Origin of the sequence: Massilia eurypsychrophila (genome assembly GCF_002760655.1) — a bacterium.
Taxonomy (GTDB): domain Bacteria; phylum Pseudomonadota; class Gammaproteobacteria; order Burkholderiales; family Burkholderiaceae_D; genus JAFCUW01.
Genome location: NZ_PDOC01000013.1, coordinates 37,121 through 58,203 on the forward strand (window position 1 = coordinate 37,121; position 21,083 = coordinate 58,203).

At 62.3% G+C, this 21,083-nt stretch carries 19 protein-coding genes and 1 pseudogene; 9 read left to right on the plus strand and 11 right to left on the minus strand.

Annotated features, from left to right (window positions below; translation table 11 throughout):
• Positions 1-2: 2 nt before the first annotated feature.
• From CR105_RS18490 to CR105_RS18515, 6 genes are all read right to left on the minus strand, one after another.
• Positions 3-875, minus strand: coding sequence for a branched-chain amino acid ABC transporter permease (locus tag CR105_RS18490; protein ID WP_099790880.1), 873 nt, complete (start codon positions 873-875; stop codon positions 3-5).
• Between the two features lie 126 nt (positions 876-1,001).
• On the minus strand, positions 1,002-2,174 hold the full coding sequence (locus CR105_RS18495) for an ABC transporter substrate-binding protein (RefSeq protein WP_099790882.1): 1,173 nt from the start codon (positions 2,172-2,174) through the stop codon (positions 1,002-1,004).
• Positions 2,167-2,991, minus strand: coding sequence for an alpha/beta fold hydrolase (locus CR105_RS18500; RefSeq protein ID WP_099790884.1), 825 nt, complete (start codon positions 2,989-2,991; stop codon positions 2,167-2,169). Before CR105_RS18500 ends, CR105_RS18495 begins: the two co-directional genes overlap by 8 nt.
• Positions 2,991-4,547: a benzoate-CoA ligase family protein gene (locus CR105_RS18505; protein ID WP_099790886.1), complete on the minus strand. Its 1,557-nt coding sequence runs from the start codon at positions 4,545-4,547 to the stop codon at positions 2,991-2,993. Before CR105_RS18505 ends, CR105_RS18500 begins: the two co-directional genes overlap by 1 nt.
• A 44-nt stretch (positions 4,548-4,591) precedes the next feature.
• A complete protein-coding gene (locus CR105_RS18510) occupies positions 4,592-6,163 on the minus strand; it encodes a 3,4-dehydroadipyl-CoA semialdehyde dehydrogenase (protein ID WP_099790888.1) in 1,572 nt (523 codons plus the stop codon).
• On the minus strand, positions 6,160-6,633 hold the full coding sequence (locus tag CR105_RS18515; protein ID WP_099790890.1) for a 4-hydroxylaminobenzoate lyase: 474 nt from the start codon (positions 6,631-6,633) through the stop codon (positions 6,160-6,162). Before CR105_RS18515 ends, CR105_RS18510 begins: the two co-directional genes overlap by 4 nt.
• Before the next feature lie 161 nt (positions 6,634-6,794).
• On the opposite strand from CR105_RS18515, the gene CR105_RS18520 reads away from it, so the two are divergent.
• The 8 genes from CR105_RS18520 to CR105_RS18555 all read left to right on the plus strand — a co-directional run bounded on the left by CR105_RS18520 (position 6,795) and on the right by CR105_RS18555 (position 15,931).
• Entirely contained in the window at positions 6,795-7,694 is a 900-nt protein-coding gene (locus CR105_RS18520; RefSeq protein ID WP_229414004.1) for a helix-turn-helix transcriptional regulator, read from the plus strand.
• Positions 7,695-7,906: 212 nt separating this feature from the next.
• Positions 7,907-9,565, plus strand: coding sequence for a 2,3-epoxybenzoyl-CoA dihydrolase (gene boxC / locus CR105_RS18525; RefSeq protein WP_099790894.1), 1,659 nt, complete (start codon positions 7,907-7,909; stop codon positions 9,563-9,565).
• A 29-nt stretch (positions 9,566-9,594) separates the two neighbouring features.
• The gene (gene boxB, locus CR105_RS18530; protein ID WP_099790896.1) at positions 9,595-11,022 is read left to right on the plus strand and encodes a benzoyl-CoA 2,3-epoxidase subunit BoxB; all 1,428 of its coding nucleotides are present in this window, start codon (positions 9,595-9,597) and stop codon (positions 11,020-11,022) included.
• A gap of 91 nt (positions 11,023-11,113) precedes the next feature.
• The gene (boxA, locus tag CR105_RS18535) at positions 11,114-12,349 is read left to right on the plus strand and encodes a benzoyl-CoA 2,3-epoxidase subunit BoxA (RefSeq protein WP_099790898.1); all 1,236 of its coding nucleotides are present in this window, start codon (positions 11,114-11,116) and stop codon (positions 12,347-12,349) included.
• Positions 12,350-12,403: 54 nt separating this feature from the next.
• Positions 12,404-13,204 carry an enoyl-CoA hydratase-related protein gene (locus tag CR105_RS18540; protein WP_099790900.1) on the plus strand — a complete coding sequence of 267 codons (801 nt, stop codon included), beginning with the start codon at positions 12,404-12,406 and terminating at the stop codon, positions 13,202-13,204.
• Positions 13,201-14,691: a 3-hydroxyacyl-CoA dehydrogenase gene (locus CR105_RS18545; protein ID WP_099790902.1), complete on the plus strand. Its 1,491-nt coding sequence runs from the start codon at positions 13,201-13,203 to the stop codon at positions 14,689-14,691. The genes CR105_RS18540 and CR105_RS18545 overlap by 4 nt, the downstream gene beginning before the upstream one ends.
• On the plus strand, positions 14,688-15,497 hold the full coding sequence (locus CR105_RS18550) for an enoyl-CoA hydratase/isomerase family protein (RefSeq protein WP_099790904.1): 810 nt from the start codon (positions 14,688-14,690) through the stop codon (positions 15,495-15,497). Before CR105_RS18545 ends, CR105_RS18550 begins: the two co-directional genes overlap by 4 nt.
• Positions 15,494-15,931, plus strand: coding sequence for a MaoC family dehydratase (locus tag CR105_RS18555; RefSeq protein WP_099790906.1), 438 nt, complete (start codon positions 15,494-15,496; stop codon positions 15,929-15,931). The genes CR105_RS18550 and CR105_RS18555 overlap by 4 nt, the downstream gene beginning before the upstream one ends.
• A 70-nt stretch (positions 15,932-16,001) precedes the next feature.
• Here CR105_RS18555 and CR105_RS28980 read toward each other — a convergent pair.
• The 5 genes and pseudogenes from CR105_RS28980 to CR105_RS18595 all read right to left on the minus strand — a co-directional run.
• A pseudogene (locus CR105_RS28980) lies at positions 16,002-16,223 on the minus strand (formaldehyde dehydrogenase, glutathione-independent); the annotation flags it as partial.
• A gap of 1,151 nt (positions 16,224-17,374) precedes the next feature.
• The gene (locus CR105_RS18580) at positions 17,375-17,926 is read right to left on the minus strand and encodes a TadE family protein (protein ID WP_099790914.1); all 552 of its coding nucleotides are present in this window, start codon (positions 17,924-17,926) and stop codon (positions 17,375-17,377) included.
• Positions 17,927-17,942: 16 nt separating this feature from the next.
• On the minus strand, positions 17,943-18,419 hold the full coding sequence (locus CR105_RS18585; protein ID WP_099790916.1) for a TadE/TadG family type IV pilus assembly protein: 477 nt from the start codon (positions 18,417-18,419) through the stop codon (positions 17,943-17,945).
• Complete coding sequence (locus CR105_RS18590; RefSeq protein ID WP_099790918.1) at positions 18,416-19,864, minus strand: pilus assembly protein TadG-related protein; 1,449 nt, start codon at positions 19,862-19,864, stop codon at positions 18,416-18,418. Before CR105_RS18590 ends, CR105_RS18585 begins: the two co-directional genes overlap by 4 nt.
• A 271-nt stretch (positions 19,865-20,135) precedes the next feature.
• Positions 20,136-20,612, minus strand: coding sequence for a tautomerase family protein (locus tag CR105_RS18595; RefSeq protein WP_099790920.1), 477 nt, complete (start codon positions 20,610-20,612; stop codon positions 20,136-20,138).
• A 167-nt stretch (positions 20,613-20,779) separates the two neighbouring features.
• Between CR105_RS18595 and CR105_RS18600 the strand changes: the two genes are divergently transcribed.
• Positions 20,780-21,001 carry a type 2 periplasmic-binding domain-containing protein gene (locus CR105_RS18600; RefSeq protein WP_099790922.1) on the plus strand — a complete coding sequence of 74 codons (222 nt, stop codon included), beginning with the start codon at positions 20,780-20,782 and terminating at the stop codon, positions 20,999-21,001.
• The last annotated feature ends 82 nt before the right edge of the window (positions 21,002-21,083 follow it).

Here is a 21,083-nt window from a genome sequence, read left to right on the forward strand (position 1 = left end):
ATTTAATATCCTTTGCTTTTCAGGCCTTGCGGGCGCCAGATCAGAATCAGCGCCATCAGCAGATAGATACTCAGGCCGCTGAACTGGGTGAAAAGCACCTTGCCGAAGGTGTCGACGAAACCGACCAGCAATGACGCGATCAGGGCGCCCGAGATCGAGCCGATGCCGCCGATGACGACCACCACGAAACAGATGATCAGCACCTGGCCGCCCATGCCGGGGTAGACCGATGCCATCGGCGCGGCGATCATGCCGGCCAGTGCGGCCAAGGCCACGCCGGCCGCGAATACGATTCGGTACAGCATTCCGATGTTGATGCCCAGGCCGCGCACCATGTCGCGGTTACTGGCGCCGGCGCGGATCATCATGCCGAGCCGGGTGCGGTTGACCACCCAGTACAGGCCGAACGCCACCAGCAGGCACGCCGCCGAGGCGAACAGGTTGTATACCGGGTAGGACATCAGGTCACCCAGCGCGATGGATCCGGACAGCCATGGCGGGATGTTGACGCCATGTACTTCATTCCCGGCCAACAGGCTGCGCAGTTCCTCGAACACCAGGATCAGCGCATACGTCATCAACACCTGCTGCAGGTGGTCGCGCTGGTACAGGTAGCTGAAGAATATCCACTCGAGCACGAAGCCAAGCGCCGCGGCGAGCACCACGCCGGCCAGCAGCTGCAGCAGGAACTGGTCGCCGAACAACGGCGCCAGCGCCCACGCCATGTACGCGCCGATCATGTAGAAGCTGCCGTGCGCCAGGTTGATGACACCCATGATGCCGAAGATCAGGGTCAGGCCGCTGGCGACCAGAAACAGCAGCAGCCCGTATTGGACGGCGTTGAGGCATTGCGCGAGGAAGGTAGATATATCCATGATGGTTCCTGGTACTCGAGAAAGTCGTTCCGGCGAAAGCGTTAAACCGAACATTGGGCGTGGCGGGTCCTGCGCGCGGCCGTGTGACGGGCCGCGCGTGGCCGGAATGATCCCGCGAGAGCGTAATTACATGCGGCAGCCCTTGGCCGGATCGGCGAGCGCTTTCATGGCGATGCCCTTGAACTCGTTGTTGTTGCCCTTCACCTGGCGCAGGTAGACGTCCTGCACCGGGTTGTGGGCCGGCGACATGCGGAATTTGCCACGCGGGCTGTCGATCTGCGCCGCGGCAATCCCTGCGATCACTCTATCTTGCTTGCTGATGTCGCCGCCGGCCGCCTTCAGGCCCGCATGCAGCATTTGCGCGGCGTCGTAGCCCTGCACCGCGTATACGTCCGCGTTAAGCTTGTACGCTTTGGCGAAACTGAGGCGGAACGCGTTGTCGCGCGGGGTGTTCATGTTGTCGGCGTAATGCAGCGTGGTGAACATGCCCTGCGCCGCCGCGCCCTGCGCTTCGAGCGTGCCGTCGGTCAGGAAGCCGGGGCCGTACAAGGGCATGGTCTTGTTCAAGCCCGCGGCGGCGTAGTCCTTGACGAACTTGACGGCGCCGCCACCGGCAAAGAAGGCGTACACCGCATCCGGCTTCTGCGCCGCGATCTGAGTCAGCAGGGCCTGGAACTCGACGTTCGGGAACGGCAGATTCAGGCTCTGCGTGACGGTGCCGCCGGCCTTTTCAAAACCCTCGGTAAACGCCGCCGCCGACTCGTTTCCGAAAGCGTAGTTCCAGGTGATGGCAACAATTTTCTTGTGGCCGCGCTGGGCGGCGACCTGGCCCATCGCATAACCTGACTGCCAGCTCGAGAACGAACTGCGGAAGATATTTTTAGCGCACATCGCACCGGTAATTGCATTCGCGCCGGCGTTCGGAACGATCAACAAGGTGCCGCTTTCCTTGGCCGCCTTGGCCATCGCCAGCGCCACGCCCGAGTGCACTGTACCGACGACGACGTCGACCTGGTCGCGCTTGATCAACTTGTTGATGTTGTCGCTGGCCTTGGACGGATCAGACTCGTCGTCCACCTTGGAGTAGGCGATATCGCGGCCTTCAAGTTTGCCGCCCTGTTCGGCCACATACAGCTTGAAGCCGTTTTCAATCATGCTGCCGAGATTGGCGTAAGTGCCGGTGGCCGGCAGCATCAGGCCGACTTTGACCGGGGAGTTTTGTGCGGCTGCCTGGCCGGCGAGGATCAGAGTGGCTGCAGCGACGGCGGTGAGGCGGGGAAAGCGGAACGGGCTATGCATGGTTGTCTCCAGTGTGGTTTTTATAAACTCTGTGGGTCGTGATGAATTCGGCTGCTTCACGGCTTAATTCGGACGGCTGGTCGCGGTGCGGCGAATGCCCGCATTGCGACAGCACGCACAGACGCGCCGACGATATGCGGCGAATGATTCCATGCACTTGCTCGAGGGTGCCGTATTCGTCGTCCTCTCCCTGGATGGCAATCACCGGGCAGGTGATGCCGGCCAGTTCATCCTCAATATTCCAGTCGCGGAAGGCGGGATCGAGCCAGATGTCGTTCCAGCCCCAGAAGGCCGAATCGACGTCGGCGTGGTGGCGGGCCAGCCGGCTGCGCAGATCGCCGTGAAGGTATGCTTCACGGGCGGCGCGGATGTTGGCGATGCTGATGTCTTCGACGAAGATGTGCGGCGCCACTGTCACCACGCCGCTCACTTCGTTCGGGAAGTGCGCTGCGTACAACAGGGCGATCGAGCCGCCGTCACTGTGGCCGAACAGCCACGGACGTTCGATCCCCAGCTGCGCGAACAATGCCGGCAGCACCTCTATCGCCTGGCGGTGCATGAAGTCCGGCCGCCAGTGTTCTTCGGCCGGTCGGGCGGTCGAATTACCGTAAGCGTAACGGGAGAACACAAGGCCGCGCAGACCGTTCGCTGTGCAGAAGTGCGCGGGGAAGTCCTTCCACATCGAAAGTGAGCCCAATCCTTCATGGAGGAAGACGACCACGGGGTACTCCGACGATGGCGCTCCCACCCACGCATATTCAAGCGCAAGCTGACGACCTTGCCAGTCGATGGAGGCGATTTGCGCTGAGGTGTCCATCACGGCGCGGCCCGCAGCTTGAAGCGTTGTATTTTTCCGGTAGCGGTCTTCGGAAGGTCGACGAGGAAAACCACGTCGCGCGGATACTTGTGGGGCGCCAGGCGCGCCTTGACCCATGCCTTCAACTCTTCGGCCAGCGCCGCGTTGCCCTCGCGGCCGGTATGCGCGACCACGTAGGCCACGGTCCGTGTCAGTCCTTGCGAGTCGGGGGCGCCCACCACGGCGCACTCGCACACCGCCTCGTGGCCCATCAGCACCGACTCGACCTCGATCGGCGAAACATACTGACCGCTGACCTTGAGCATGTCATCGCTGCGACCGGAGTAGGTGTAGTAGCCGTCAGCATCGACTACGTACTTGTCGCCGCTGCGAGTCCATTCGCCGAGGAAGGTAGCCTGGCTTTTGGCGCGGTTGTTCCAATACATCAGCGCCGAACTCGGGCCGCGGATGTACAGGTCGCCGATTTCGCCCGCCGCCACCGGTGCGCCGGCGTCGTCGCGCAGCTGAACGTCGTAGCCCGGGACCGGCTTGCCGGTGGCGCCGTAGCGGATGTCGCCTGGCTGGTTGGACAGGAAAATGTGCAGCATTTCGGTCGAACCGAGGCCGTCGAGGATGTAGCAGCCAAAGTGATTGGTAAAGCGCTCGCCAATATGTTGCGGCAGCGCTTCGCCGGCCGACGTGCAGACCCGCAGCGCCACGCTGGTCTTTGACGGCAGGCAGTCCGACGCGAGCAGGCCGACGTACAGGGTCGGCACGCCACAGAACACGGTGGGCTGGTGGCGTACCAGCCGATCGCACACCGCTTGCGGGGTAGGGCGCTCGGCCATCAGAACGGTCGTCGCGCCGGCGTACAGCGGGAAAGTGAGCGCGTTGCCCAGTCCGTACGCGAAAAACAGTTTGGCGACGGAGAACACGATGTCGTCTTCTCGCACGCCCAGCACTGCCTTGCCGTACAGCTCGGCGGTCCAGAACAGGTTTGCGTGCGAATGGACGGTGCCCTTCGGGCGCCCGGTAGAACCGGAGGAGTACAGCCAGAACGCGAACTGATCGGCCGCGCTGGCAGCCGGCGCGGCCAACGGCGCATGGTCGAGCAGCTGCCCGAAGCCCAGCGCGCCATGCGGCAAGCCGTCGATGGCGCCGGCGACAATCAGCGGAATATCGACCCCGGCAAGCGCCATCGCCTGCTGGAGCCCGGCTAGCAACGGCGCCGAGGTGATGACGGCGCGGGCGCTGCTGTCACCCAGCATGTAGGCATGGTCTTCCGGCGGCAGCAAGGTGTTTACCGGCACCGGCACCACGCCGGCGAGCAGTGCGCCAAGGAAGGCGACCGGCAGGTCGACGCTGTCCTGCATGACCAGCAGCACACGCTCCTCGGGACGTACGCCAAGCGCGAGCAGGCCGGCGGCGCATGCCTTGACGCGCCGGTCAAGTTCGCCGTAGGTCAGCTCGCAGGTGTCGTCGATATAAGCGAGCTTGCTGGGCCTGTCGGCGTTCAGCGCCAGAATGTGATGGGCGAAGTTGAAGCGATCCGGTACGCGGATGGTCGGGTGTTCCATTGTGTCTCCTCCTGCCGCTTTAACTTCCGGCATGGTGTATTGGACTAACTGTTCCAGCGGACTGCCGATGGCGCCAGGTGCTGCAGGGTGGCCGTTGACGCTTGCAGTGCGGTGCGCCGGTGATAGAAGCCAAGTGCGCGCAGGCCGCCCAACTCTTCGCCGCCGCCCGCGCGGCCAGGGCCGCCGTGGACAGAAGCAGGCATCACGTTGCCGTGCCCGGTCTGGGTCTTGCCGACATCGGCGCTGACCAGGTGCACACGGCCGTGCGAGCCGGCCAGTTCTACCCCGGCCTTTGCCAGCCATGCGTGGTCGTCGCTGAACGCTGACGCTACCAGCGAGCCGTGGCCGCGGTGGGCCAGCGCCATGGCGTGGGCGCCGTCGCGGTAGCCGACCAGCGTCGATACAGGGCCGAATACTTCGTGTTCGTTGACCAGGCGCGCCTGTTCGCCGTCGCGCACACCGAGCAGCGTGGGCGCCACGCAGCAGGCAAGGGCAGGATCGGCGTCGACCAGCGTGGCGCCGGCGCCGGAGTACAGTACCTGCGCCTCGGCTGCCAGTTTGGAGATGCCCGATTCGACCGACTCGACCTGCTCGCGGCTGACCAGGGATCCCATGCGTACCTCGGCATTGCGGGGATTGCCGACCACCACTTGCGCCAGCTTCGCACTGACCGCCTCGGCGACCGCGTCGTAGCAGGCAACCGGCACCAGCGCGCGCCGCACTGCGGTACAACGCTGGCCGCTCTTGGTGGTCATTTCGCGCACCAGCTCATTGATGTACAACTCGAAGGCGGCGCTGCCAGGGGCAGCATCGGGGCCGAGGATGGAACAATTGAGGCTGTCCGCCTCGATGTTGGCGCGCACGGAATTGCGTGCCACGGCGCGGTGCGAGCGGATTAAGGATGCGGTATCGGCCGAACCAGTGAACGACAGCACGTCGAACGGTCCAAGGGCATCGAGCAGGCCGGCCGAGCTGCCGCAGACGAGCGACAGCGCGCCGGGCGGCAGCAAGCCGGAGGCGACGACGTCGGCTACCATGCGATGCGTCAGCCAGGCCGTCACGGTCGCCGGCTTGATCACCACCGGGACACCGGACAGCAGTGCGGGGGCCGCTTTTTCCCAGAAGCCCCATGCCGGGAAGTTGAAGGCGTTGATGAACAGCGCCAGCCCGCGCACGGGGGCCAGCACGTGCTGGGACTGGAACAGTTTGTCCTTGGAAAGAATGGCAGCTTCACCGTCGAGCAGCAGCGAACCGCTTTCGAGCGCGGCGCCGATCTTGGCGTAGTAACCGAGCGTAAAGCAGGCACCCTCGATGTCGACCGCGGAGTCGGCCTTGGTGGTGCCGGAATTCGCGCACGAGATGTCGTAATAGCTGTCGCGGTTGGCTTGGAGGACCTTGTTCACCTCGCCCAGCATCGCGGCACGCTGCCCGTAGCTCATTTCCTGCAGGGCGGCCGCGCCGCGGCTGCGGGCGAATTCGAAACCATCGGCGAGTCCAGTGGCGGGGCCGCCGGCGGTTGCCAGAGCCGCGCCGGTGACGGGGTCGAGCAGGGTGGCGCTGATTGCGGATTGACCCTGCCAGGCGCCGCCGAGGTAGTTTTGCAGATAGGGGATCATGCCGCCGCCGCGGTGAAGTCGATGGCGCCGTTTGGCAGCAGGTAGAGGACCAGCGCGCGCCCTTCGGTAACGGTAGGGCGATGCGCGCTGCCCGGTTCGTAGACGCACCAGCCGGCCGGGCAGGTGTCGAAGTTGGCGCCCGATGTCAGTGGCATGATCAGATCAATCTCGCCGTTCGGGTGCGCATGGTGCGGGCCGGCAATGTTTTCCATGTCGACGACGTCGACGCTGAAGCCATGGGTAGCGTCGGTGGCCTTGAGCGCTCGGCCGTAGCGGATGCCGCCGCCTTCGCGGTTGCACAGCCAGCCGTCGCGTACGCCAGCCTGGCAAGCCGCGGCGAGTGCATCGTAAGTATCGCTGCCAGGGCCGTGCTCTGCATTGAGATGCGCCTCGAGCGACGAGTCGAGTGGGGCGCCGGCGATCTCGCCGGTGATGCGCGCGACCAGGGTTTGAAAAGCATTCACATCCATTTAGTTCTCCGAGCAGGGTTCGCGGCGTGCCAAACAGGTAAAATACCCCCAAGGCGCTTACTTATAGTGCATCTTGAATCGAGTATAGATGCAATATCTTGCGTATGTCAAGATAGTGATTCATAATATATTTCATCACCAAGAATGATATGCCCAGACCTATGACCGAGTTGACTGAACAAGACAAGGACCCCTTCCTGATCGCGCTGGGGGAACGGCTGAAAAGCCTGCGGGGCCGGCGCGGCTTCACACGCAAGGCCCTGGCGCAGCTGGCCGATGTCTCCGAGCGGCATGTGGCGAACGTGGAATCCGGAGTTGGCAACGCTTCCATCCAGTTCCTGCGCCAGCTGGCCCAGGTACTTAACTGCACCCTGGCCGAAATGATCGGCGACGAAACCGCATCGTCGCCGGAATGGCTGATGATCAGGGAGATCCTGCGCGGACGTCCGGAGGACGAACTGGCCAAGGCGCGCGTTGCGCTGGCCGGGATTTTCGACACGCCGACCAGCGATTCGGCGCGGCGCCAGCGGGTGGCGCTGATCGGATTGCGCGGCGCCGGCAAGTCGTCGCTGGGGCAGATGCTGGCCGATCACTGGATGGTGCCATTCGTCGAATTGGGTCGACAGATCGAAAAGATCGCAGGCTGCAGCATCGCCGAGATTCACGCGCTGTATGGCCCGAATGCCTACCGCCGCTACGAGCGTCGCGCACTGGAGGAGACCGTGCGCAATTTTCCGCGCGCGGTGATCGCCACGCCTGGCGGCGTGGTGTCCGACCCCGCCACGTTCAACCTGCTGCTGTCGCACTGTTATACAGTGTGGCTGAAAGCGTCGCCGGAAGAGCACATGGGCCGCGTCGTGGCGCAGGGCGATACGCGGCCGATGTCCGGTAACAAGGAGGCGATGGAGGACCTCAAGCAGATCCTCGAAAGCCGCGCCCAGTTCTACTCGAAGGCCGACCAGACCTTCGACACCAGCGAAATGACCCAGGAAGCGAGCTTCGTCGGTCTGCTGGACTCGCTACGCAACGCCGTCCTCAAGCAGGACAAAGCTTTCTTCTAGTTGTACTGCTACGGCGCCGCCCGGCGCCGTGCATCTCCCTTAGTCGACCATCCTCAGCGCTGCCTGCCGGCATGGCGTTTCCACCCCGTCTGCACATTACTGCATTTTTTTGCTTGACGATGCCTTCAACGTGCAATATAGTTCATTCATCGAGTATGAGATGCAGCATATTGCGTGTATCTGAACTTTTCACACCGTCCCGAAGGAGCGTCATGACTACCAACCCGCACGTTAATTACGAGACCGCTCCCGAGCGGTACAAACACTGGACCCTTTCCTGCGAAGGCCAGGTCGCGGCGCTCACGATGAACGTGAACGAAGACGGCGGCATCAAGGAAGGATACAAGCTCAAGCTTAATTCGTATGACCTTGGCGTCGACATCGAGCTGCACGATGCCGTGCAGCGGATCCGTTTCGAGCATCCGGCAGTGCGCACGGTTGTCGTCGGCAGCAGCCGCGACCGGATTTTCTGCTCCGGCGCGAACATCTTCATGCTGGGTAAATCGACCCACGCATGGAAGGTCAACTTCTGCAAATTCACCAACGAGACGCGCAATGGCCTGGAAGACTCGAGCCGCTACTCTGGCCTGAAGTTCATCGCCGCCGTCAATGGCGCCTGCGCTGGCGGCGGCTATGAACTTGCTGCCGCCTGCGACGAGATCATCCTGGTCGATGACCGCTCGTCGTCGGTGAGTCTGCCCGAGGTCCCGCTGCTTGGCGTGCTGCCAGGTACCGGCGGCCTCACGCGCCTTACCGACAAGCGCAAGGTGCGCCATGACCTGGCCGATATCTTCTGCACGACCTCGGAAGGCGTGCGCGGCCAGAAGGCGAAAGATTGGCGCCTGGTCGACGAAGTCGCCAAGCCGGCCCAGTTTCAGCAGGTGGTGGCCGACCGCGCGCTGGCGCTGGCTGCCGGCAGCGACCGGCCTGCGGACGGCAAGGGCGTCCAATTGACCCCGTTGCGCAAGGAGAAGGGCGCCGACACGCTCGATTATGAGTTCGTCAGCATCGTCATCGACCGCGCCAGCCGTAATGCGACGCTGACCGTGCGCGCTCCTTCCAGTGCGCAGCCGGCCGACATCGCCGGCATCGAGGCGGCTGGGGTGAAGTGGTGGCCGCTGCAGATGGCGCGGGAACTGGACGACGCCATCCTGCACATGCGTACCAATGAGCTCGACATCGGCACCTGGATCCTGAAGACGCGTGGCGATTCCGCCGCGGTCCTCGCCGTCGACGCTACGCTTGAAGCGCATCAGTCGCACTGGCTGGTCCGCGAGACCATCGGCCTGCTGCGCCGTACGCTGGCACGTCTGGATGTCTCTTCCCGTTCGCTGTTTGCCCTGATCGACGAAGATTCATGCTCGGCCGGCACATTGCTCGAAATCGCGCTCAGCGCCGACCGCATCTACATGCTGGCGCTGCCGGGCGCACCTGACCGCGCTCCGAAGATTACTGTGTCGCCGATGAACTTCGGCATGCTGCCCATGGTAACCGCGCAGTCGCGCATCGCCCGTCGCTTCTATGAGGACGACGCACAGGTGGGCGCAGTGCGCGCCACCGTCGGCCGGCCGCTCGACGCCGCACAGGCGCTGGCGCTTGGCCTGATCACCGCCGACCCGGATGACCTCGATTGGGCTGACGAGACCCGCCTGGCGCTGGAAGAGCGCGCCAGCATGTCGCCCGACGCACTGACCGGCCTGGAAGCGAACCTGCGCTTCAATGGCAAGGAAAATATGGACACCCGGATCTTCGGCCGCCTGACCGCGTGGCAGAACTGGATCTTTATCCGTCCGAACGCCGTCGGCGAATTCGGCGCGCTGAAAGTCTACGGCAGTGGCAACAAAGCCCAATTCGACATGAACCGCGTGTAAGCGCCAACCACCATCCAAAGGAATCTACCGTGAGCTCAATCGATTACAGCGAAACCATCCCGAACAACGTCAACCTCTCCGAGGACAAGACGCTGCAGCGTGCACTCGAACAGTGGCAGCCGAACTACCTGAACTGGTGGCGCGATATGGGGCCGGACAACTCCAGCAACCACGACGTCTACCTGCGCACCGCGATTAACGTCACGCCGGAAGGCTGGGCCAACTTCGGCCACGTCAAGATGCCGGACTACCGCTGGGGCATTTTCCTGGCGCAGCAGGAGCAGGGCCGCAAGGTCAATTTCGGCGAAAGCAAAGGCTCGGACGCCTGGCAAGAAGTGCCGGGCGAGCACCGTGCCAACCTGCGCCGCATGATCGTGACGCAGGGCGACACCGAGCCAGCGTCGGTCGAGCAGCAGCGCCACCTGGGCCTGACCGCACCATCGAACTACGACCTGCGCAACCTGTTCCAGATTAATGTGGAAGAGGGCCGCCACCTTTGGGCGATGGTCTACCTGCTGCACAAGTACTTCGGCCGCGACGGCCGCGAGGAAGCCGAGGCGCTGTTACAGCGTAACTCTGGCGATCAGGACAAGCCGCGCATCCTGGAGGCGTTCAACGAAGAGACGCCGGACTGGCTGGCGTTCTACATGTTCACCTACTTCACCGACCGCGATGGCAAATTCCAGCTCAACGCGCTGGCCGAATCCGGCTTCGATCCGCTGGCGCGCACCTGCCGCTTCATGCTGACCGAGGAAGCGCACCACATGTTCGTCGGTGAGTCGGGGATTTCACGTGTCCTCAACCGGACCTGCTCGGTGATGAAGGAGTTCGGTATCGAGGATCCGGAGCAGGTGCGCAGCAAGGGCGTCATCGACCTGCCGACCATCCAGCGCTACCTGAACTTCCACTTCAGCGTGACGATCGACCTGTTCGGCGCTGACCAGTCGTCCAATGCAGCGGCGTTTTACACTGCTGGCCTAAAAGGCCGCTACGAAGAGATGAAGCGCGATGACGACCACCTGCTGAAGAACCAGCAGTATCGCATCCTGGAAGTATCGGGCGACCGCCTGGTCGAGCGCGAAATGCCGATGCTGAACTCGCTCAACGAAGTGCTGCGCGACGATTACATCCGTGATTCGGTCGCCGGCGTGGCGCGCTGGAACAAGGTGATCGAAAAGGCTGGCCTGGCGTTCCGCCTGACTACCCCGCACAAGGCCTTCAACCGCCACATCGGCAGCTTTTCGGACTTCAAGATCTCGCCCGACGGCCGCGTCCTGTCGGAAGCGGAATGGGCGACCAAATCGCGCGCCTGGCTGCCAAGCGAGGAAGACCGTGCTTACGTGGCTTCGCTGATGGGACGCGTGACCGAGCCGGGCAAGATGGCCGGATGGATCGCGCCGCCGCCGGTGGGCATCAACCGCCAGGCAGCGGACTTCGAATACGTCCGCTTCAACTAAGACAAGCTGGCTCTCCCACTGTCGCTCCGTTAAAAGGAGCGGCAGGATCGAGGGGGCGGCGATTTACCCGCTTTCACTGGATGGTCCTGACATGAACGCTGCGCTCCCAATCGTCCTGATTCGGCAACACCTGATCGACCCTGAGGTCTGCATTCGTTGCAACACCTGCGAGGAAACCTGTCCGGTCGACGCCATCACCCATGACGACCGCAATTACGTAGTCGATGCTGTGATCTGCAATGGCTGCAATGCCTGCATTTCGCCGTGCCCGACCGGATCGATCGATCACTGGCGCACGGTCGAAGCAAGCAATGCGTACAGCATCGCCGAGCAGCTGACATGGGACGACCTGCCGGCGCAACAGGACCTCCCGGAGCTTGAGGCGGGTGACGAGCCGGCGGCGCCGCTGTTGCAGGGCGGTCAGCAGGTCAATGCGGCGACGTCTGCATCATCAACGCGCGCGCCCTGGTCGGCAGCCCACCCCTACCTTAATCTGTATTCGGTCAAGGCGCCGGTGCTGGCCACTGTAGCCGGGAACTTCCGCCTTACGGCGCAGGAAACCGAAAGCGATATTCATCATATCGTGCTCGATTTCGGCGCCAATTTCTTCCCGCTGCTCGAGGGGCAGTCGATCGGCATCGTGCCGCCTGGCGTCGATGCGAGCGGCAAGCCGCATTACCTGCGGATGTATTCGGTGGCAAGTCCTCGTGATGGGGAGCGCGATGGCTACAACAACCTGGCGCTGACGGTGAAACGGGTAGTGGCGGACCATGCGGGCGCGCCCGCACTCGGTGTGGCGTCGAACTACCTGTGCGACTTGCCGAAGGGGGCGCAGGTGCAGGTTGTCGGACCATTTGGTAACAACTACCTGATGCCGAACCAGAATGGCTCGAACATCATCATGATCTGCACGGGTACCGGCTCGGCACCGATGCGCGCGATGACCGAGCACCGGCGCCGGCTGGCCGCAAAAGGCCAGCCCGTTGGCGGCAAGCTGATGCTGTTCTTCGGCGCGCGCCGGCCGGAAGAGCTGCCGTACTTCGGCCCATTGCTCAAGCTTCCACCCGCATTCATCGATATCCACCTGGCGTTCTCGCGTGTCGAAGGCCAGCCGCGCACCTACGTACAGGACAAGATCCGTGCTGCTGGCAACACTGTGACAGATGTTCTCGGCGGCGACACCTACGTTTACATCTGCGGCCTGAAAGGCATGGAGACCGGCGTGCTGGAAGCGCTGGCAGAAAGCTGCCGCGCCGCCGGCATCGACTGGCCGGCGCTGCACGCGCGCATGGTCCAGGAAGGCCGCTTCCACGTCGAGACTTATTGACGCGATTATCAATCGGCTTCCTCGCGAAGCCGGATTCACCAAACTGGAGTTATCTTGACAGCATCATCCTATGAGACGCTCGACGTCGCCACCGACAGCCGTGGCGTCACCAGGGTCACCCTCAATCGTCCCAACGTTTTGAACGCTTTCGACGAGACCATGATCGGTGAGCTGTCAGCGGTATTCAAACAGATTGCCGCCGATTCCGTCACGCGGGTTGTCATCCTTGCCGCAGCCGGCCGCGCATTCTGCGCCGGCGCCGACTTGCGCTGGATGGAGCGTGCGAGCACCAACAACGAGCAGGCCAACCTGGAAGACGCGCGCCGTTTCGCGCACATGATGCACGCGCTGCATTCGTGCCCGAAGCCGGTCATCGGGCGGGCGCATGGCGCGGCGCTGGGCGGCGGCGTCGGACTGTTGTGCGCCTGCGATATCGTGGTATCGGTGCCGCAGGCGAAGTTTGCGGTCAGCGAAGCGAGGTTCGGCATACTGCCGGCGGTGATTGGTCCGTATCTCACCAACGCGGTCGGCAAGCGCCACGCACTGAGGCTGGCGTTGACCGCGGAAGTGATCGAGGGTTTTCGCGCCGCAGAGATCGGTCTGGTACACGAGCTGGTCAAACCGGAAGAACTTGATGACGCGATCGAGGACATCGTCGGCAACCTGCTGCGCAACGGGCCGAACGCGCTGGGCGAGGTCAAGCGCTGGTTCGACCAGCTCCAGGTCGGGCCTATCGAAGAGCGGGTGCGCGAACAGAGCGCGACGACGATCGCCCGCGTGCGTTGCACCGATGAGGCGCGTGAGGGTTTCGCCGCATTCCTCGGCAAGCGTTCCGCAGCATGGGTGCAGCCATGATCGGCGCGGTCGGCGAACAGTTGGTTGGGGTGGTTGGCGCCGGCACAATGGGCGCCGGTATCGCACAGGTGGCGGCCGCCGCCGGACACCCGGTGCTGCTGCTCGACGCGCGGCCGGGCGCGGCCGCGGCTGCGCACGCGCAGATCGCCGCGGGCCTGTCGATCCTGGTCACCAAGGGAAAGCTCGATGAGACCGCGCGCGCGAATCTGCTTGCACGGATCACAGCGGTTGAAGTGCTGGCCGACCTTGCCGCGGCTACGATTGTCATCGAAGTGATTGTCGAAGATCTCGCCGCCAAGCAGGGACTGCTGCGCGAACTTGAGGCCCACGTCGCCCCTGATGCCATCCTGGCGTCGAACACGTCGACAATCTCCGTCACCGCCATTGCACAGGGCATGCGCCATCCGCACCGGGTGGTCGGCATGCACTTCTTCAATCCGGTGCCGCAAATGAAGCTGGTCGAAGTAGTGTCGGGCGCGGAGACGTCGCCGGCCGTAGCGACGTCTATCTTCGAACTGGTGCGCAGGTGGGGAAAGACGCCCGTGCATGCCAAGTCTACGCCCGGGTTTATCGTCAACCGGATCGCCCGACCCTTCTACGCGGAGGCCCTGCAGCTGCTTCTCGAGCAGGCGGGCACGCCGGCGCAGCTGGACGAGTGTGCGCGCGGCGCAGGCTTTCGCATGGGGCCCTGTGAGCTGATGGACCTGATCGGCCATGACATCAACTATGCCGTGACCAGCTCCGTATTCAACGCGACGTATGGCGATCGCCGCTTCCAGCCGTCGCTCGTGCAGAAGGCACTGGTTGACGGCGGATGCCTCGGCCGCAAGGCCGGCAAGGGCTTCTACGAGGGTGCTGCAGGTGAAAGCGACGTGATCGAAGCCTCGCCCGCCGGAGAGGTTGAGGTCCACGGGGACAGTCCGATGGCGCAGCGGCTCGCGCAGATACTGGACGCGCGCTCGATCCAATTTCATCGCGTGGCCGGCAGCGTTTGGAACGGTTTGGTGATCGACGGCTTGCCGATGCACCTGACCGATGGTCGCAGCGCGGCGCAGATCGCGGGCAAGGCAGCGCTGGGCGTCATCGACTGGCCGTTAAGTGCAAACGCAGCTGCCTTAGCCGTCGCATTCGCGCCTGGCGCGGATACCGACGCACAGGCACGGGTGGCAGCCGCGCTGGCGGCGTGCGGGTGGCAGGTGCGCGTCTTGCGCGATATTCCTGGACTCCTCGTTGCGCGGACCGTGGCGATGCTGATCAACGAAGCGGCCGACGCTGTGTGGCAGGGCGTGTGCGACGAAGCCAGCGTCGACCAGGCGATGCGCCTGGGGACGAACTATCCGATGGGCCCCTTCGAATGGCTGGCACAGATCGGCGTCGATGCCACTGTGGGCATGCTGGACAACCTGGACGCAACGTACCGTGGCGAGCGCTATCGCGTCAGCCCGCTGCTGCGCCAACGCTACTGGATTGAACGGAGCACGGCATGATGGAACAGGTATTGGTCGACACAACGAACTTCCGGGTCGACATCGACGCCGGTGGCATCGCGCATGTGGTGTTCCAGCCGGCCGGCGGCATGCCCGTGCTTGACATGGATGGCCACCGCGCCTTGGCGGGCATCTGGCGCCGGCTCGATGAGCATGCCGGCGTCAAAGTGATCCTGGTCGAGAGCGAAGGCAAAGCCTTTTGCGCCGGCGGCGACATGGCGATGGTGGAGAACATGCTGCACAGTCAGGCGGTGCGGGCGCGCGTGATGGCCGAGGCGCGCGACCTGGTGCGCGGCATGGTCGATTGCGGCAAGCCGATCGTGGCAGCGATCAATGGCGCTGCAGTCGGTGCCGGCCTGGCCGTCGCGCTGCTGGCCGATATCTCGATCGTCGCGAAGGGCGCGAAACTGATCGACGGCCATACCAAACTGGGCGTGGCGGCAGGCGACCATGCGGCGCTGCTGTGGCCATTGTTATGCGGGATGGCGAAGGCGAAGTACTACCTGCTGTTATGCGAGACGGTCACCGGCGAGGAAGCGGAGCGGATCGGCCTTGTCAGCGCTGCGCTCGAGGCGCCGTTAGTAGGGCCGGAGGCGCTCGCGATAGCAAAGCGCCTGGCGGTGGGCAGCCCAGCTGCCTTGGCGCATACCAAGCGCTCCCTCAACCTGTGGCTGCAAGCCGCCTGGCCAGTGTTTGAAGCATCCCTCAATGCCGAGTTCATGGGCTTTGCCGAAGCCGACGCGCGCGAAGGCCTGGCGGCGCTCAAAGAAAAGCGGCTCCCGCAGTTCGGCGGAGGGTATCCATGAAGTTTTCCGATTTGACGGCAGGCCGGCGCATCGAGGCGGGACCAGTGCGCGTGCTGGCGTCCGAGATCGTCGAATTCGCGCGCAAGTTCGACAATCAGTGGTTCCACACCGACCCGATGCGGGCAGAGTCGGGCGTCTGGAATGGCCTGATCGCCAGCGGGTTTCATACCTGTTCGATCGCCATGCAAATGGTCGCGGCCACCATCCTGGAAGGCTCCGAATCGTATGCCTCGCCCGGCCTGTCGTACGTGAAGTGGCCAAACCCCGTGCGCCCCAACGATCTGCTGACGTTGCACGTCGAAGTGATCGAGTCGAAGGTATCGACCTCGAAGCCCTGGCTGGGCGTGGTCCAGTGGAAATGGCGGCTGGTGAATCAGAACGCTATCACGGTGCTGGAACTGCAAGCGACCAGCCTGTTTAAGCTGGATGCCTGATCCACCCGCAAGATGGTGTGGCGTTGTTCCGCTGAAGATCTACCGGGCGAGCAGCATGACTACAGCGTTCCAAGCCCAAGGCGGGGAAGACCTGCATAATTTCCAGCAACGAGTTCAACACCGTCGCCGATGCCTCATGCTGAGCTCCGGCATGGCCATGTCCGCGCGCTTCGGAACCAACGCAATCGACCGCGCAGTCAACTTCAGGGGTGCCGAGGATATGGGCGATCTGATCCGCAAGCGAAACATCCTGCGACAGATCGACGGTCTCGAAGCCGACAGAGCGAGCATTCGTCGCCGATCAACCATCGGAGACAAAAATGTCCGACGTTCTAGACTGGGCCGAAAAAGCCGGCAACGAAAACATGAAATTTCGACTCCAGAATTTTGAAGCGCTTGCCAAAGAGTCAGCCGTAATGCTCACGATCCTAATCACTGGCTTGGGAGGTGCGCTCGCCCTTGCAATGCGATATACCGAAACGGCAACTGCTTCGGCGCCAATCGCTGCGGGTGCTGCCGCTGTGTCGATATGGCTCATGATTTCAGCCGTAACATTGGTCCACCAGTGCATTCGCACGTCGATCTCCCAGCGCCGACTAACGAACCGATAAATCTTTATCAGCCCGCTTTCACGCTGATCCAACTGCGCGAGGTCGAGCTACAAAACCTCCAGCATCGAATCGAGGACGTCACCCGCCGGCCGGGTCGCGCGATGGCTCGATCGGGTCCGCTACTGGTCGGTGGCCACTCCTCTCGTTTTCATGATTGTGGCTTCGGCCGTGGCGAGCCACGCGACCGGCTTTATGACCTCCCCGACCATGTTCAAATGGCCTAAGGAAAGGTCTGTCCGTAGAGCCCCATCAAAGAGAGCGACCGAGGTGTAATGGTACAAGCGCATGCTGAGCGATATGGTAAAAGGGTGGGCGTCTACGCGCTTCCTCCCAGGCATTCCGAATAGCGTCTGCCCGGGAGTTAATTTGCTGCCGCACGGAAATTGGAGACTGTGGGAGGCGCTACGAGCGGTTTAGCTCCAAGTGCTTGATTCCTTACCCATCAATACGGCCTGCAAAGCCGCTTACGATCGGATGGTACGTCGAGGCAAAAAATGCGGTCCGGAACGGCAACACAACAGGGCAAGAGGTTTCGAAAAAACCGAGGTAAAATCGGCCCAACGTCAAGGTAAGGGACTTCTTGTTGAGTTCGTATTAATGAAGGCATAGGTGAGGGTATGCGAGAACATCCGTATCGTCAGAAGCTAGTATCCATGCGGGTTTCGGGCCGCAGTACCGATTCCACCGTCTGCGCCAGAACCAAGAAAAATTGCCTCCCCTGCGGGAGGCCATTTTTCTTTGTTCGGACGGAGACGGGCTCGGCGCCCCCGTGGATTCGAAGACTCGCGCGTACTAGCGCGAGGCTCTCCGAATCGCCCATTTTCCGCCGAAACTACAAACCCAGCGATTCCGCCGTAACGATCGTGGTCGCCATCGGCACGTTAAACGTCAGTGGGACCAGCGGAACGATTGTCTGGTACGGAACCGGATTGCATTCGCCGGCAGTGCCCGGTCCACAGATCCGGACTCTGACAAATCTGATGCAATTCGCGTCATTCGGATCGGCGATACAGGTCGACCGGTTCATCATGGGACTTGCGGGCAAGGTCGGCACACGCGTCAGCACTTGCAGGCTGCCGGCGCGCACCAGGGCCATGTAGTCGATCCGAACGTGCGCATCGGTTATCGGCTCGGCCAGGAGCAGGTATCCGCTGTCTGCCCGGAACACCGCGCGTTGACGGATATGTTCCATTGCGCTGCTGTCGGCGAAGTTGGCCTTGGCTGCCGCATGGGCTGCACTGCGCGTCACTTCCTGCACCGTGTTCATTACGTACAAGACCCTGGCCATTTCAATTATCCCGAAAATGAAGAGAAAAAAGACCATCAACGTCAGCGAGAACTCGACGGCCGCTGTGCCGCCCTGAAAGTTTTTTGAGCGATGCATCAAAGCCTCACGACGATTATTTTCCGACATAGGGCAGGGTCACGTCGGCAGTAAGGACAATGCCCCCTTCCTCGTCCTTGTACTCGCTGTTCGACGTGCCCGCGAAGTTGTCGAAGACGCGCATCCGGACGGCGACCCGCACCGTGTCCGGGACCGAGATTCCATCACAAGTAAAGTTGCCACATGTAATGGTCGGGGTGGGAGGGAACATACCCGGGTTTAGCTCAGCGACCTCCTGATCGTAGATCTGGCGTGCGACATCGACTATTGCGGCGATACGTGCCTGCGACTTCATTTCCGTGACAGGGATGGAGGACAAATAGCGCGCCGCGTCGTGAGCGGCTTTTTCCGCGACGGTGTAAGGCCAGAACGCGCGGCCGAAATAGAACGGCACGGTCAACAACATCAACAGTATTGGCAGGATGATCGCCAGTTCCACGGCAGCCACGCCACGCTGCCAGCGATGGTTGCGACAATTGGTCGATTGCTTCATTGGATAAGCTCCACTTCGCCGTCAATGTTTTGCTGGCGCATTAACCCAGCGAATTCCACCTTGACACTGGTGGATGTCGCTGGGACTGTCATGAAAAACCTGCCGATTTCAAGAACATTCGCCTGGACCGATCCGGCGGTGCTGAGAGGACACTGAAGCAAAGGCACGTTCAACACGCGGCGATGTTGCTTCGACGGCGCCAACGCCGGCCCGGCTGATTGGGCAAAGTTGGCGTCGGAGGTAGTCTGATACGGAGTGGTCGCGGGGTAGGCGACCTTTGGCGCCTGGCCGGGGTAGGGCCCGAGGCCAGGGTACAGCGTCGTCCACGACAACACGGTCGGGCTCACCGCGTTGTACCCGGCCACAGGCTCGGTTGCGCCTTGCGATGTGTAGGATGAATACGGAATGGCTTTGGCGTATGACCAGATCGGATTGACCGTGGCGGTGGCCTGATGCGCCTTGATGTTGCTGTCGGGCGGCGACTCCAGCGAGTTGCAGCCTGTGTCCGTGTAGACGCCGAACCGGGTATTCAGATGCTTGTAGAGTGTACCAATTGGGAAAGGTGCGGCGACGTGAATGTTCTCGCCGACCAGCTTGGTCGCAAGCGAGGTGCCGGTGCAGGCAAAGGGCCCTATAAACGATGCGGACACGTTTACGGCGTTATCGCGCGTGCCCAGCGGATCGCCAGCATCGACGGCAAAGTGCGCCGGCAGGATGCCATTCGAACCCAACGCCATCAGATCGTAGGTATTGCCGCGTCGGAAGCCATACTGGACCAGCTCCTTGAGCACGGGCGGACCCGGATGATCGAGCGCTTCCTGAGGCGTGTTATTCAGGGCGCATACAGCCAAAGGACTGACGTTGATGCTGATACGGCCGGCGATGGCCCGGGCGGTGACTTCTGTGGCGAGCGGCGCGTTGGGCAGGACGCGCAGGAGAGTGGTGTCGACGCGGCCAACATCTGCATCAAGCTGCTGAGTGTTGAACCTGACGAACATCAGACCGCCGGGGGCGCTCTTTGCTGCCGCCAGCTCCAGCCAGCCAGACTCGGGCGCAGTTGCCGACGCGCTGAAACGCAGCGCACTGGCTGACCACGTGATCGCTGTGGTCGAGTATCGATAACGTAGCTGGGACAACGCTGATGCTGCCTTCGTCTCTGCATTGTTGACGCCGGACAGGTTCCCGTTCAGCTCTCTGGCCGCGGCAAGCGCGACTGCGTCAGCGATCGACTGCAACTCCGCCTTTCGGTTGTAGATGCGCGAAATATCCAGCGCGAAGCCGCACAGGCCAAGTATGAAGAGCAGCGACATGCTGAAGATCATGAGGTAGACGCCGCCTTGTTTCTTCAGCGGATCGCCTCTGACGGAAGGCCGGAACGTGGCTGCGCCATCGCGGCGCACATTCCCGTTGCCATGATCTCGCTTGCGCGCAACGTATCGGCCCATCCTAAATCTCCCTCAGCGTGGGTACCGCCTTGCTCGTCAGAACGAGGAGGCGGTTCAAGAGGGAATTTTATCGGCAGGAAAGTTAATGGACTTGATGGAAAGCAAGGCGACGGGACTGCTGCGCATGCTCGCACCCTTGCTGCCCCCTTTTCTGGGCGCCGGCGTCAAGCTGGAGCAGCACCGTGACGCTGCCACGCGGCTGGACGGTGTGCCGACAGCGAAAATCGGAACGTGGATATCGGTCAACGACACCGGCCTGCCGTCCACGCCATTAAGTGCCTGTCCAAGTCGGCTTATCGTCGCAGCGCCGGCACAACGACTGATAGGCCGCCCACGACGAGCAAGCCGGATACCAGCGAAGCACGATCGCCGAAAGCCAGTGTGCGTGCGGGGCGCCAGCCGCAATGCGAATCCCACCGTCTCCGCCAGCTTGGCGGCCACTTTCTGGTAGGCCACAACGTCGGCGTGGGCCGGATGAGCTCCAGTTGTTGGCGTATTGCGCTTCGCCATTTCCCAAGGACCAGTTTTCTTTTTTGACCTCGACCAGGTTGATGGCCACATCTTCACGGCGCATCCCCAATCGTTCGTGCAAACCATCGACCAAAGCCTTGAAGAACAGCTTCTTCTTTTCTACTCTCGCCCGACTCTCGTTGAGCATGACCTGGATGATGATGGCACCTTCACTTCTGTCGATGCCAAAGTAAGTCGGGTCAATCAACAGATCTGCATGCGCGTGTTCGGAGATCACATGGAATCGGTTGTCCTTAGGAGCTCAATCAGCCGGGCAATCTAAGAAATGCGACTATTCTGGCAGCCAGGATCCACTCCTATTGGGAAAGTTGGCTCCTCCAATTTACAAAGCTGTCGAAGCAAGAGATTGGAGAGATCCCCACCATCAATTTCGATGCATCCCGCTTGGCGGTTGACACCGCCAAGCGCGATCAAGCGGCCGTGCTGACCAGTACGTCGCTCGTAGAGCAAGAAATCGCAAGCGACGAGTTGATCGAACCGTTTGAAGGCCAGCTGGCGGTTGATGAAGGCTACTATTTGGTCGGCCGTAAAGGCATTTTCGCGTCAGGTGGAGCAGTTGAGGCTTTGCGGTTTTGGCTGAGGCAAGAGTGGCTCGTGCGCCAGTAAAGCTGCGGGAAAGCCAGCTGAAAAGCGCTGATTCCAACGCTTTTGTCGCCACGCAGGGCCTTTGCCCCGCGTCGCTCTCGCT